Source organism: Corynebacterium sp. USCH3, assembly GCF_037619475.1.
Lineage (GTDB): Bacteria > Actinomycetota > Actinomycetes > Mycobacteriales > Mycobacteriaceae > Corynebacterium.
In genome coordinates, this window is record NZ_JAQPZT010000003.1 from 489,615 (window position 1) to 502,928 (window position 13,314).

12 protein-coding genes are annotated in these 13,314 nt (G+C 68.3%); 2 read left to right on the forward strand and 10 right to left on the reverse strand.

The window, feature by feature from the left end; translation table 11 throughout:
- Window positions 1-3 precede the first annotated feature (3 nt).
- Window positions 4-1,683, reverse strand: coding sequence for a peptide chain release factor 3 (locus PQI66_RS08445; protein WP_339997442.1), 1,680 nt, complete (start codon window positions 1,681-1,683; stop codon window positions 4-6).
- Window positions 1,684-1,814: 131 nt separating this feature from the next.
- Between PQI66_RS08445 and PQI66_RS08450 the strand changes: the two genes are divergently transcribed.
- Both PQI66_RS08450 and PQI66_RS08455 read left to right on the forward strand, forming a co-directional pair.
- A complete protein-coding gene (locus PQI66_RS08450; protein ID WP_339997444.1) occupies window positions 1,815-3,815 on the forward strand; it encodes an aconitate hydratase in 2,001 nt (666 codons plus the stop codon).
- Window positions 3,808-4,665, forward strand: a complete 858-nt coding sequence (locus tag PQI66_RS08455) for a DNA-formamidopyrimidine glycosylase family protein (RefSeq protein ID WP_339997446.1) — start codon at window positions 3,808-3,810, stop codon at window positions 4,663-4,665. The genes PQI66_RS08450 and PQI66_RS08455 overlap by 8 nt, the downstream gene beginning before the upstream one ends.
- Window positions 4,666-4,668: 3 nt before the next feature.
- Here the strand turns inward: PQI66_RS08455 and PQI66_RS08460 are convergent, their stop codons facing one another.
- The 9 genes from PQI66_RS08460 to glmU form a co-directional block, all read right to left on the reverse strand.
- Entirely contained in the window at window positions 4,669-5,463 is a 795-nt protein-coding gene (locus PQI66_RS08460; protein ID WP_339997447.1) for an ABC transporter permease, read from the reverse strand.
- Window positions 5,460-6,422 carry an ATP-binding cassette domain-containing protein gene (locus tag PQI66_RS08465; RefSeq protein WP_339997449.1) on the reverse strand — a complete coding sequence of 321 codons (963 nt, stop codon included), beginning with the start codon at window positions 6,420-6,422 and terminating at the stop codon, window positions 5,460-5,462. Before PQI66_RS08465 ends, PQI66_RS08460 begins: the two co-directional genes overlap by 4 nt.
- A gap of 41 nt (window positions 6,423-6,463) precedes the next feature.
- Complete coding sequence (locus PQI66_RS08470; RefSeq protein ID WP_339997451.1) at window positions 6,464-7,663, reverse strand: HNH endonuclease signature motif containing protein; 1,200 nt, start codon at window positions 7,661-7,663, stop codon at window positions 6,464-6,466.
- A gap of 83 nt (window positions 7,664-7,746) precedes the next feature.
- Window positions 7,747-8,631 carry a spermidine synthase gene (locus tag PQI66_RS08475; protein ID WP_339997452.1) on the reverse strand — a complete coding sequence of 295 codons (885 nt, stop codon included), beginning with the start codon at window positions 8,629-8,631 and terminating at the stop codon, window positions 7,747-7,749.
- Window positions 8,628-9,272, reverse strand: a complete 645-nt coding sequence (gene pth / locus PQI66_RS08480) for an aminoacyl-tRNA hydrolase (protein WP_339997454.1) — start codon at window positions 9,270-9,272, stop codon at window positions 8,628-8,630. Before pth (PQI66_RS08480) ends, PQI66_RS08475 begins: the two co-directional genes overlap by 4 nt.
- Before the next feature lie 11 nt (window positions 9,273-9,283).
- Window positions 9,284-9,853 (reverse strand): aminoacyl-tRNA hydrolase, encoded by a 570-nt coding sequence (pth, locus tag PQI66_RS08485; protein WP_339997456.1) that lies wholly within the window; start codon window positions 9,851-9,853, stop codon window positions 9,284-9,286.
- A gap of 35 nt (window positions 9,854-9,888) precedes the next feature.
- A complete protein-coding gene (locus PQI66_RS08490; RefSeq protein ID WP_339997457.1) occupies window positions 9,889-10,521 on the reverse strand; it encodes a 50S ribosomal protein L25/general stress protein Ctc in 633 nt (210 codons plus the stop codon).
- Window positions 10,522-10,697: 176 nt separating this feature from the next.
- Entirely contained in the window at window positions 10,698-11,663 is a 966-nt protein-coding gene (locus PQI66_RS08495) for a ribose-phosphate diphosphokinase (RefSeq protein WP_339997458.1), read from the reverse strand.
- 123 nt (window positions 11,664-11,786) lie between these two features.
- Complete coding sequence (glmU, locus tag PQI66_RS08500; protein WP_339997460.1) at window positions 11,787-13,238, reverse strand: bifunctional UDP-N-acetylglucosamine diphosphorylase/glucosamine-1-phosphate N-acetyltransferase GlmU; 1,452 nt, start codon at window positions 13,236-13,238, stop codon at window positions 11,787-11,789.
- Window positions 13,239-13,314: the final 76 nt, after the last annotated feature.

Genomic DNA, 13,314 nt, shown 5'->3' on the forward strand with positions numbered 1-13,314 from the left:
CGCTCAGTCGGCGACCATCGGCTCCATGGTGAGTTCCGGGTGCTCCTTCTCCACGAAGGCGAGCTTCCACTTGTCGCCGAAGAGGGCGACGAGCTCGCCGTCGGAGCGGGTGAAGATCTCCACGCCGCGCTGTCGTCCCAGCTCGGGGGCGCTGGCGGCGTCGGTACGTCGGGCCACGGAGTAGGGCACGGGTTCGGTGACGGTCTCCACGTTGTACTCGGCCATCATCCGGGCCTGCATGACCTCGAACTGCATCGGGCCGACGGCGGCCATGACCGGGCTGGCGTCGCCGCGGGCGTCGTTCTTCAGGATCTGGACCACGCCCTCGGAATCGAGCTGGTCCAGGGCCTTGCGGAACTGCTTGTACTTGCCCAGCGTCTTCGCACGCAGGGTGCGGAAGTTCTCCGGGGCGAACTGCGGCATGGGACGGAACTGGACCTTCCGTCCGGCGTAGATCGTGTCGCCGGGCGCGAGGGTGCCGGCGTTGACCAGCCCGACGATGTCGCCGGGGTAGGCGGCCTCGACGGTGTTGCGGTCGCGGCCGAAGACGGTGAGGGCGTACTTCGTGGAGAAGGAACGCCCCGACTGGGCGTGACTGACCTGCATGCCACGGGTGAACTCCCCGGAGACCACGCGCATGAAGGCGAGCTTGTCGCGGTGGTTGGTGTCCATGCCGGCCTGCACCTTGAAGACCACGCCGGCGAAGGCGTCGGTGATGTTCCGGACGGGGTCGATCGCCGCACCTGCGGAGGACGCCGCGGCCTCGACGACGGCCGGGTCGGATTCCCGGGGTCCGGGCTGTGGCGCCAGTGCGCAGAGCGTGTCGAGGATCTGGTGGACGCCGAAGTTCAGCATCGCGGACGCGAAGATCAGCGGGGACGTGGTGCATTCCAGGAAGAGCTCCTGGTCGTGCACGGCACCGTCGGCGGCGAGGAGCTCGGCCTCCTCGGCCGCGGTGTCCCAGGCGTCCTCCTCCCTGGTGGACGCCTCGTCCGGCGAGTAGTGCTCCTCGGGGGCGATGGTGGAGCCGCCGGCGGTGCGCAGGAAGTGGATGTACTCCTGCACCTCGCCCTCACGGTCGAGGCGGGCGAGCCCGCGGAAGTCACCGGCGGGGCCGACGGGCCAGAACAACGGGGTCGGCTGCAGACCGATCTCCGTGACGATCTCGTCCACCAGCTCCAGGGGCTCCTTGCCCGGACGGTCCCACTTGTTGACCACGGTGATGATCGGCAACCCGCGGGCCTTGCACACGCGGAAGAGCTTCAGCGTCTGGGGCTCCAGGCCCTTGGCTCCGTCGACGAGCATCACGGCGGCGTCGACGGCGGTGAGTACCCGGTAGGTGTCCTCGGAGAAGTCGGCGTGACCGGGGGTGTCGACCAGGTTGATCATGTACGGCTCGCCGGTGTGGCCCTCCGGGGCGTACTCGAACTGCAGCGCGGAGGACGCCACGGAGATCCCGCGGTCCTTCTCCATGTCCATCCAGTCGGAGACCGTGGACTTGCGGCCGGCCTTGCCGTGGACGGCGCCGGCCTCGTTGATGACACGGGCGTGCAGCGCCAGCGCCTCGGTCAGCGTGGACTTACCGGCGTCCGGGTGGGCGATGACGGCGAAGGTCCGCCGTCGGTGCGCTTCGGAGTCGACGGTGGAGGTGCTGGCCGGGGATGTTGCTGCGGTGTCTGACACGTCTGGACACCTTACCTGCGTTGCAGTCGCTCCGGAAAAGGGGGACAAGGGGGGCGACGTACTTGTTCACGATCTGAAACATGTTTCACTCCGGCGTAGCGTGGGGGCACGCGATGAAGGAGGTGTGCCGTATGCAGACCGCACAGCACGAGAAGAGGAATGTCGCACAGAAACTCATCGCCGACCACCTGGTCGGCGGTGACACGGCGGACACGGCAGACAGGGCCGTTCCTGCTCCGGGGAGTGAGATCGGCCTGACCGTCGATCAGACGCTCACCCAGGACGCCACCGGCACCATGGTGATGCTGGAACTCGAGTCGATGGGACTGGACCGGATCCGGACGGAGCTTTCCGTCCAGTACGTCGACCACAATCTGCTGCAGACCGACGAGAAGAACCCCGATGACCACCTTTTTCTCGAGTCCGCGGCCCAGCGGTTCGGCCTGTGGTTCTCGAAGGCGGGCAACGGCGTGTCGCACCCGGTCCACCAGGCCCACTTCGGTCGGCCCGGTGCCACGATGATCGGCTCGGACTCCCACACCTGTGCCGCCGGTGCCCTGGGAATGCTGGCCATCGGCGTCGGTGGCCTCGAGGTCGCCATGGCCATGGCGGGTCAGCCGCTCTACGTGTCGATGCCGGAGGTCTGGGGTGTCGAGCTCACCGGTGAGCTTCCCGCCTGGGTGTCGGCGAAGGACGTCGTACTCGAGATGCTCCGCCGCCACGGGGTGAAGGGCGGCGTCGGACGGATCATCGAGTACCACGGTCCGGGACTGGACAACCTCACGGCGATGGACCGCCACGTAATCGCGAACATGGGCGCCGAACTCGGCGCCACCGCGACCGTCTTCCCCGCCGACGACGCGGTGCGGTACTACCTCGCCGCCGTCGGACGTCCCGACGACTACACCCGGATCGTCGCCGACGCCGGTGCGCGGTACGACGTCACCGAACACATCGAGCTCGGCGACCTGGAGCCGCTGATCGCCCGCCCGTCGTCCCCCGGCAACGTCGTCCCGGTCCGGGAGGTGGCGGAGGAGGACGAGGAGGTCTCCCAGGTGGTCGTGGGGTCGTCCGCGAATCCGGGCCTGCGTGACTTCGCCGTCGTCGCGGAGATCCTGGACGGGAGACAGACGGCGCAGACGGTGTCCGTGGACATCAACCCGACCTCCCGTGAGGTGCTGGCCGACCTGATTGCCGGAGGATGGCTGACGTCGCTGGTGACGGCGGGCGCCCGGATCCACCAGTCCGGGTGCATGGGATGCATCGGTATGGGGCAGGCGCCGGCCAGCGGCCGGAACTCGCTTCGCACCATGCCCCGGAACTTCCCCGGCCGCTCCGGGACGGAGGAGGACGCCGTCTGGCTGTGCTCACCGGAGACCGCGGCCGCTGCTGCGCTGACCGGGAAGATCACCGACCCGCGTGAGCTGGAGTCGTTGTACGACATGAGCTGCCCGGTACCGCAGATGCCCGAGCGTTTCAGCTCCGTCGACGACATGCTGCTGGCCCCGCCGGAACCGGAGGAGGCGTCGAAGGTCGAGCTGGTCAAGGGGCCGAACATCTCGTCGCTCCCGGAGTTCACCCCGCTGGACGACAGTATCGCTGTGCCCACCCTGCTGGTCATGGGCGACGACGTGTCGACCGACGAGATCATGCCCGCCGGGTCACGGGTGCTGCCGTACCGCAGCAACATCCCGAAGATCTCGGAGTTCAGCTTCTCCCGCATCGACGACACCTACGTCGAGCGCGCCAGCGCGACCGAGGGTGGGCACGTGGTCGTCGCCGGCGAGAACTACGGTCAGGGGTCGTCCCGTGAGCATGCGGTGATCGCCCCGAGGTACCTGGGGCTGCAGGCCGTGGTGGCGACGTCTTTCGCGCGGATCCACTGGCAGAACCTGGCGAACTTCGGGATCCTGCCACTGGAGTTCGTCGATCCCTCCGACCACGACGCCGTCTCGCAGGACGACGAGTTCGTGGTCACCGGGCTGCGTGACGCCCTCCGCGAGGGAAACCAGGTCGCTGCGACGATCGGTGGTCGCGATGTGACGCTACGCCACCGGCTGTCGGAGCGGCAGGTCGAGATGGTGATCGCCGGGGGACGTATCCCGTACACCGCGGGTGGTTCCGGTGCCTGAGCTCCCCGAGGTGGAGGCGCTCGCCGCAGATCTGCGACGCCGCATCGGCGGGAGGGTCGTCGACCGCGTCGACCTGACGGCGTTCTCCGCGCTCAAGACGGTGGCCGTGGCGCCGTCCTCACTCGTGGGTGAGACGGTCACCGACGTCCGTCGCCACGGGAAGTTCCTCGACCTCCGGATGGACGGGGTCCACCTGGTCATGCACCTGGCGCGAGCGGGGTGGGTCAGGTGGCGTGACACTGTCCCGGCGACCCCGCCCAAGCCCGGCAAGGGGCCCCTCGCCGTCCGGCTGGTGCTGGGGGAGGGGTGCCTGGACGCCACGGAAGCGGGGACGAAGAAGAAACTCGCGCTCTATCTCGTGAACGATCCTGCCGAGGTGACCGGGGTCGCGGCACTCGGGGTCGATCCGGTGGGGCCGGAGTTCACCTTCGAGGCGTTCTGCGGGGTGCTGGACGAGGCTGGTCGCGCCCGGATCAAGGGCGCCCTCCGCGACCAGACACTCATCGCGGGAATCGGCAACGCCTACTCCGACGAGATCCTGCACCGGGCCCGCATGTCACCGTTCGCCTCCGCCACGATGCCGCGCGGGGAGCGACGCCGACTGTATGAGGCGGTCGTCGGGACGATGACCTCGGAAATCCAGCGCCTCTCGGGGCTCGATGCCGCGGACATCAAACACGCGAAGAAGGACGGCATGCAGGTGCACGGCCGTGCCGGGGAACTCTGCCCGGTCTGCGGCGACACCGTACGGGAGGTCGTGTTCAGCGAGTCGTCGTTCCAGTACTGTCCGACGTGCCAGACCGACGGGAAGGTTCTCGCCGACCGGGGGATGTCGCGGCTGCTGAAGTAACCGCTACTCCGCGCGCCGGAACCTCATCACCGACAGCGGCGCGAAGACCAGGACCAGGACGATCGCGGCCGCGAAGACCGCGAGGACGGGGTTCTGCATCGTCCAGATGTCCGGGGCCGGTGCGTCCCCGGTGTTGCCGAAGAGGTCACGTGTCGCCTGGACCAGTGCGGACACCGGGTTCCACTCGGCGAAGACCCGCAGTGCCGTCGGCATCGTCTCGGACGGGACGAAGGCGTTGGACAGGAAGGTCAGGGGGAACAGGACCATGAAGGTCGCGGAGTTCATCACCTCAGGGCTGCGGACGACCTGGCCGAGCAGCACCATCACCCAGGAGAACGCCCACGAGAACAGCAGGAGCAGCCCCATCCCCGCGAGGAAGCGTCCGACCCCGTCCTCGAACCGCCACCCGACGGCGACACCGGACACGACCATGACGACCAGCGTGAGCGTGTTGAGGACGAGGTCGGCGAGTGTTCTCGCCACCAGGACCGCGGACGGCGCCATCGGCAGGGTCTTGAACCGGTCGATCAGGCCCTTCTTCCGGTCCTCGGACATGAACATGCCGGAGAAGGTGGACCCGAAGACCACGGTCTGCACGAAGATGCCGGCCATGAGGAAGTCGGTGTAGTCCTGCCCGGGGACCTGGATCGCGCCGCCGAAGACCTGGCTGAAGAGCAGCACGAACATGATGGGCTGGACCATGCCCCACATCAGCACGTCCGGGGTGCGACGGAAGTGGATGAGGTTGCGCAGCGTCACCGCGCGGACGTCGGTGAACCAGTTGCTGACTGTGGTCATGACGCGTCCTTCCCGGCGCTGTCTCCGGTGAGGGAGAGGAAGACGTCGTCGAGGGTGGGCCGGGCCAGCCCGATGTCGTGGACGTCGATGTGGTGTGAGCGGATGTCGTGGACGGCGCGTTCGAGAGCGGCGGGTCCGTCGTCGACGGCGAGGGTGAGCGTGCGTTCCTGCCTGGTGACGCTCTCACCGCCGACGGCGAGTGGCTGCAGCAGCTGTGTCGCGGCATCGACGTCGGACGGGTCGGCGAGGGTGACGGTGACGCGCTGGCCACCGACCTGCGTCTTGAGGACGTCGGCGGTGCCCTCGGCGATGACGGTGCCGTTGTCGATCACGCTGATCTCGTCGGCGAGCTGGTCGGCCTCCTCCAGGTACTGGGTGGTCAGCAGGAGCGTGGTGCCGGCGGCGACACGTTCCCGGATCACGTCCCAGAGGCTGAGCCGGGCCGCGGGGTCGAGGCCCGTCGTCGGTTCGTCGAGGAAGAGGATCCGCGGATTGTTGACGAGTGATGACGCCAGGTCGGCGCGGCGGCGCATGCCCCCGGAGAAGCCTTTGACCGGGCGGTCGGCGGCGTCGGTGAGGTTGAAGAGTTCGAGGAGCTCGTCCGCACGCTTCGTGGCAGTCCGGTCACCGAGGTGGAACAGGCGGCCGATGAGCATGAGGTTCTCTCGGGCGGAGAGGTCTTCGTCGATGGTCGCGTACTGACCGGATGCGCCGATGATCTCCCGGACGCGGGCAGACTGCTTCACCACGTCGAGCCCCGCCACGGTGGCGGTGCCGGAGGTGGGTCGGATGAGGGTGGTCAGTACTTTGACTGTGGTTGTCTTGCCCGCACCGTTAGGTCCGAGGAGTCCTCGGACGGTGCCTTCTTCCACGGTGAGGTCGAGGCCGTCGAGGGCCCGGACCTCACCGGAGGAGGACTGGTAGGTTTTCCGGACGCCATGCAGCTCGATGAGGGGCATGGTGACGGATAGTACTGGACGGGGCGGGCGGTGAACAGTACTCAACCGGGATGCCCCGCCTGGGACAGTGGTCCGGCGGCGACCGTGGTGGCACGGATGCCGCCGGGGCCGTGCCAGTGCAGGGTGAGGGCGTCGTCCGGGGTGGTGGGTTCCCAGATCCCGGCGGTCTTGAGGGTGTGGTGGTTGCGGCAGAGGCAGATGCCGTTGGTCACACTGGTCGGGCCGTCGCTGTCGGGGTCGGTGTGCGGGGAGTTGACCAGGTGGTCATGCTCGCAGTCGTCGGCGGGGATCTCGCACCCGGGGAACCTGCAGTGCCCGTCGCGGCCTTCGATATGGGCCCGCTGCACCGTCGTGAACCGGTAGGCGTCGGTCGGCGGGACCTGGTCGAGCGGGGGAAGCTCGCGGATGTGCCGGGCGATGGCGGTCAGTTCCGCGCCCGTGGCGGGGGAGACCCACCCGGTACCGAGGATGTAGGCCGGGCCGTCGTCACGCATGCGGTAGGTGTTCACCGTGACCTTCAGTTGGTCACGCCGACCGCCGAGTGCGCCGAGGGCGACCTCCCCGCGACAGCGGGACATCGACGGTGGCGACGGAGGTGCGGTCTTCGCGGTCTGGTCGGCATGGTCGGTGAGGGCCTCCCGGCGCACGTCGAGTGCTGCCGAGCTGATTGAGGACCACAATGCGTCGGCGACGAACTCGCTGCCGCAGTCCAGGGTGAAGCGGCTCCCGCGACGGGTCAGGGACACCGTCGCGGCCTCCTCCTTCTCGGTCGTTTCGACGATCAGTGGTGCGACGGCGGTCAGCACCTCGTCGGCGACGTCGGCGATCGCGGTCAACGCGGTGATGCCGGTCGTGCGGATCCAGTTGGCGATGCCGAGGGCGACGGCGGCGTCGAGACACTGCGGTACGTCCGCTCCGGCGGCGTGGAGCGCCGTGGCGTGCCGGTTGATGCGGCTCCAGATGGCGTCGAGATGGTCGACGGAGTAGCGGCCGTCGTCCCGGAAGTGGCTGAACAAGGTCGGCATACGCTGGGCGATGTCCGCGGCGTGTGCGTACCGGTACGCCTCCCTGGTGGTCCGACGCCGGACGGCCTGCGCGGTGGACAACCGGCTGTCATCCGGGATGCCCATGAGGAATGCGACGAGTTCGAGCTCGGCGGTGTTGATCTGGACGGAGTAGGTGGTGGCGAGAGAGGTGTAGCTCTCACCGGTGGTGGGTTCGGTGGTGTAGGTGCTGGTCATGGTCCCCTCCTTCGGATACGAACACTGTATCGGAGGCCCCGGACATGAAACGGACGCACATGGTCAAGACTCGAACATGCGTTCTATTCAGGGATGGGGTCCGCCCGTCGCGGCTTCGCACCGGAGAAGAACTGCCGCACCCAGGCCTCGTCCTTGTACTGCGCGGGCACCGCGCCGCCGAGGAGCTCGCGGGCGACGGCGGCGTGGGCGGTGGACCCGGCCTCCAGCAGGGGGGCGTCCGACGCGAGCAGGATGATGTTGCCGTACCGGCGGCCCTTGAGCATCGACGGGTCGGCGATCACGGCGAGGTGCCCCCACACCTCGGCCATGCCCGCGAGTTCAGCCTTCGCACCGCGCAGGTCGGGGTGGTCGCCACAGTTGGCGATGTACACCCCGCCGGGAGCCAGGCCCCGGTGGCAGTCACGGAAGAACTCCACCGTCGTCAGACCGGCCGGGGTGACTGCGCCGGCGAAGGCGTCGCGGATGATCACGTCGCGGCTGGCCGGAGCGAATGATTCTGCGACCTCGCGGGCGTCGTCCACCCGGATCTTCACCCGTGGCGACCGGGGGATGTCGAACCACTCACGGGACAGGCGCGCGAGCTCGCCGTCAAGTTCGACGACGGTGTTGCGGGAGTCCGGGTAGACGTCCGCCACGTAACGCGCCAGCGTGCAGGCACCGCCGCCGAGGTGTGTGACCCGCAGGCTGGCCGGGTCCAGGTGCTCGGCGACGTGTGCCCGTAGCCCGCCGGCGATCCACTGCATGTACTCGAAGACGAGCACACTGGGCGCACCGAGGACGACGTGGCTGCTCGGCACCCCGTTGACGCTGATCAACCACCCGTCGGTGGTGTGGGGGTCCGGCTCGAGCTCGAGGATGCCGTAGTCGCCCTCGTAGGTTCCGGCGACGGGGGAGGGGTGTCGGCCGGACTTCCGTTTCGGGTACTTCGCGTTCTTCGGGGTGCTCACGCCCGGGAGTGTATCTCGTTCTGGGCCGCAGGGAGTCCGCGGGTGACCGTGATGTCGACGGCGTCGGCGGCGGTGGCGACGACGGCACCCCAGTCGGTGTCCTCGTCGAGCGGGGTGAGGACGTGGTCGATCACGCTGGTGCCGGCCACCGGGCGCCCGATGCCGATCCGGACGCGTACGTAGTCCCGGGTGCCGAGTTCGGCACTGACCGACTTCAACCCGTTGTGACCGTTCTCGTTGCCGCCGAGCTTCACCTTGACCTTGCCGGCGGGCAGGTCGAGTTCGTCGTGGATGACGATCACGTGGTCCGGGCTGACCCCGTAACTCGTGGCGAGCGGGGCGACGGCCTCCCCGGACAGGTTCATGAACGTCGTCGAGCGCACCAGCAGGACACCGTGGTCGTTGATCTCCACCCGCGCCACCTGCGCCTTCGTTCCGGGGATGCCGCGCAGTCCGTCCGCACCCGCACGGTCGACCAGGAGGTCGGTGACGAGGTAGCCGACGTTGTGGCGGGTCCCCGCGTACTTCCCGCCGGGATTGCCCAGCCCGACGACCAGCCACTGTGCGGGGGCCAGGGCGTCGGCCCCGGGGGACACGGGACGGCGACGGAACGGGGCGACCAGGCGGGAGAGCAGGCTCATGCCGCTAGAGTCTACCGGCCGGCCGCCAGGTCGAGAATCAGGTCCGCTGCGTCGGCGAGTGTGATCGGCAGCTCCGCACGCTCGGTCTTCGCGAAAGGCTTGAGGACGTAGGACGCTGGCGCCATGCGCCCCGGCGGGCGTCCGATACCGATCTGCACCCGCTGGAAGTCGCGTGTGCCCAGGGACTTCGCGATGTCACGCAGACCGTTGTGTGAATTCAGGCCACCACCGGACTTCAGCTTCACCACCCCCGGGTCGAGGTCCAGTTCGTCGTGGACGACCACCACGGAGTCGGCCGGCACCCGGTAGTAGGACGCCAGAGCCTTCACCGGGCCACCGGACTGGTTCATGTAGCTGCGGGGGACGGCGAGAATGACCTGGCGGTCGCCGATCCTGGTCTCCGCGACCCGCGCGTTGAGCTTGCGGTTGGTGCTGAACGTCGCCGGACCCGCCGGGCCACCGCAGCGCCCGGCAAGCTCGTCGAGGACCATGGCGCCGACGTTGTGGCGGGTGCCGTCGTACTGTGCCCCGGGGTTTCCGAGGCCGACAACGAGAAAGGGAGACCGGTCAGTGCTGTTCACTGATCCAGTCTCCCATACCGGGGTGCGGCGTAAAACTACTCCGCGGACTCCTCGGAGGGGGCCTCGGCGTCGGCGTCGGCGTCGCCGGCAGCCTCGTCGGTCTCCTCGGGCTCCGGGGCGACCTCGGGCTCGATGATGTTGACGATCAGGGTGTCGGCGTCGGACACCAGGGAGGTGTTGCCCGGCATCTTCAGGTCGCCGGCGGTGACCTGGTCGCCGATCTGCTTGCCCTCGATAGAGAAGGTGATCTCCTCCGGGATGGAGAGGACGTCGGCCTCGATGGTGACGACGTCGGCGTCCTGCACGACCTGGGTGCCCGCGGCGGCCTCGCCCTCGGCGACGACGGGGACCTCGACCTCGACGGTCTCGCCGCGCTTGACGGACAGCAGGTCGGCGTGGTCGATGTCCAGGGTCAGGACGTTCTGGTCGACGGCCTTGATCATGCAGAGGTTGTCCTCGCCGTCGATCTCGACCTCGAGGATGGCGTTGGAGCCGTGGTTACGCACGATGCCCTGGAACTCGAGCAGCTCGAAGCTGACGTGGATCGGCTCGTGGAAGGAGCCGTAGATCACGGCCGGGATGCGCCAGTCGCGACGCAGACGGCGGGACGCGCCCTTGCCGAACTCGGTGCGCGGCAGGCCGCTGATGCGGGTGATGTTCGTTGCCATGGTGTTCTCCTCATGGTCGGGGACGGACGGAACTGATCGGTCTCACGAAAAAAGCCGCAGACTCTGCTGCGGCTCAAGGTGCGGTGACCGTCCCGTGGTGAAAGGACACCCTGGAACGAATGCGCGCCGATAACGGCCGGTATACACCAGCCCTCGCCGAGACGGTCACGAGTGTATCACTCGAAGAGCGTGGTGACCGAACCGTTCTCGAAGATCTCGTGGATGGTCTTGGCGACCAGCGGGGCGATCGGCAGGACGGTGAGGTTGTCCCAGCCCTCGGTGCTCTGCGGGAGGGTGTCGGTGGTGATGACCTCGCGGGCACCGCAGTTGTCGAGCCGTTCACGGGCGGGGTCCGAGAACACACCGTGGGTGGTGGCGATGATGACGTCGCCGGCACCGGCCTCACGCAGGACCTTCACGGCACCGGCGATGGTTCCGCCGGTGTCGATCATGTCGTCGAGCAGGATGCAGGTCATGCCCTCGACGTCACCGACGACGCGGTTGGCGGTGACGCTGTTGGCGACGTCGACGTCGCGGGTCTTGTGGACGAAGGCCAGCGGGGCGCCGCCGAGCACGTTCGACCACTTCTCGGCGACCTTCACGCGACCGGCGTCGGGGGAGACCACGCAGAGGTTGTCCTTGCCGTACTTGTCGATGATGTAGTCGGTGAGGATCGGCATGGCGTGCATGTGGTCGACGGGACCGTCGAAGTAGCCCTGGATCTGGTCGGTGTGCAGGTCGACCGAGACAATGCGGTCGGCACCGGCGGTCTTCAGCAGGTCGGCGATCAGCCGGGCGGAGATCGGCTCACGGCCGCGGTGCTTCTTGTCCTGGCGCGCGTAGGGGTAGAACGGCAGGATCGCGGTGATGCGCTTGGCGGACCCGCGCTTGAGCGCGTCGATCATGATCAGCTGCTCCATCACCCACTTGTTCAGCGGCTGCGGGTGGGACTGCAGGACGAAGGCGTCCGAGCCGCGGACCGACTCCTCGAACCGGACGAAGATCTCGCCGTTGGCGAAGTCGTGTGCCGTGGTGGGGGTCAGCGCGATACCCAGTTCACGGGCGACGGCTTCGCCGAGCTCTGGGTGGGCACGACCGGAGAAGAGCATCAGGTTCTTCTGGTTGTCGATCCAGTGGGACACGGATTCTACGACCTTTCCGACTTTGGGGAGGTGTGTGGGGCACAGGGCGTCAAACAGCTTATCGCTGCTGTGAGTGTAAGACGGGGGCTTCGCACGAACCAATCCGGCTAACCCCGCCCGGGGTCAGGATTCAGGGGTGTGCTGTGCCGCCTCGGCAGCCTCGGCGGCGGCGCTTCCGGGCCGCTTGCGCTGGACCCAGCCCTCGATGTTGCGCTGCTGTCCGCCGGAGACAGCCAACGCGCCGGCCGGGACGTCCTCCTTGATCACCGTTCCGGCGCCGGAGTAGGCGCCGTCGCCCACGGTGACCGGGGCGATGAACATCGTGTCGGACCCCGTACGGACATGGGAGCCGACGGTCGTGTGGTGCTTGTCCACGCCGTCGTAGTTGACGAAGACGCTGGAGGCGCCGATGTTGGAGTACTCGCCGATGGTGGCGTCGCCGACGTAGGTGAGGTGCGGGACCTTGGAGCCGCGCCCGATGGTCGCGTTCTTCGCCTCGACAAACCCGCCGAGCTTGCCCTCCTCGCCGAGGACGGTACCGGGGCGCAGGTAGGTGAAGGGGCCGACCTCGGCACGGGCACCGATGGTGGCGTCGACGGCGTGGGTGCGTACGACCGAGGCGCCCTCGCCGACGGTCACGTCCTGCAGGGTGGAGTCCGGTCCGACGGTGACGTCGGCGGCGATCGAGGTGCGGCCCTTGAGCTGGGTCCCCGGCAGGACGGTGACGTCGGCGCCGACGGTGACCTCGACGTCGATCCAGGTGGTGGCGGGGTCGACGATCGTGGCACCGCCCCGCATCGCGGCCTCGACCGTGCGACGGTTGAGCTCCCTGCCGGCGGCGGCGAGCTGGACGCGGTCGTTGACGCCGGCGAGTTCGCGGTAGTCCTCGGAGCGGTAGGCGCGCACCGGGTGGCCGTCGTGCCGGGCGATGCCGAGGACATCGGTGAGGTAGAGCTCGCCCTGGGAGTTGTCGGTGCGCAGGCGGGTGAGCGCGTCACGCAGGATCGCGGCGTCGAAGGCGAAGACCCCGGAGTTGATCTCGGTGACGTGGCGTTCCGTCTCCGTCGCGTCCTTCTCCTCGACGATCGCGGTGACCTCGTTCTCCTCGTTACGGATGATGCGGCCGTAACCGTACGGGTCAGTCAGGTCCGTGGTCAGCACCGTTACCGCCGTCGGCACCTCGGTGTGTGCGGCGTGCAGGTGGCCGAGCGTGTCGCCGGTGAGCAGAGGGACGTCGGCGTTCGTGACGATGACCGTGCCCTCGAACCCCTCCAGGGCGGGCATGGCGCACTGGACGGCGTGTCCGGTGCCGAGCTGTTCCTCCTGCACGGCGAGGTCGACCGGTGCGGTGAGCTCGCCGGCGATCGTCTCGGCGGCGGGGCCGACCTGGTCACGGCCGTGGCCGACGACGGCGACGATACGTTCGGGGGAGACGGTGTCGGCGGCGTGCAGACTGTGAGCCAGCAGTGTCCGCCCGCCGATGGAGTGCAGGGTCTTCTGCGTGGCGGATTTCATGCGGGTCCCGGCGCCGGCGGCGAGTACGACGACGGCGACCGGCTTGTTCTGTTCAGTCACGATGGGCGGTGTCCTTACACATTGGCGGATCAGCGTAGCGGGGGTCACGCGAATGACCGACAGTCTAACGCCGCGA

Coding starts and splice junctions, on each gene's coding strand:
- PQI66_RS08450 (WP_339997444.1), top strand. CDS start 1,815: ATGCAGACCGCACAGCACGAGAAGAGGAATGTCGCACAGAAACTCATC.
- PQI66_RS08460 (WP_339997447.1), bottom strand. CDS start 5,463: ATGACCACAGTCAGCAACTGGTTCACCGACGTCCGCGCGGTGACGCTG.
- PQI66_RS08465 (WP_339997449.1), bottom strand. CDS start 6,422: ATGCCCCTCATCGAGCTGCATGGCGTCCGGAAAACCTACCAGTCCTCC.
- PQI66_RS08470 (WP_339997451.1), bottom strand. CDS start 7,663: ATGACCAGCACCTACACCACCGAACCCACCACCGGTGAGAGCTACACC.
- pth (WP_339997454.1), bottom strand. CDS start 9,272: ATGAGCCTGCTCTCCCGCCTGGTCGCCCCGTTCCGTCGCCGTCCCGTG.
- PQI66_RS08490 (WP_339997457.1), bottom strand. CDS start 10,521: ATGGCAACGAACATCACCCGCATCAGCGGCCTGCCGCGCACCGAGTTC.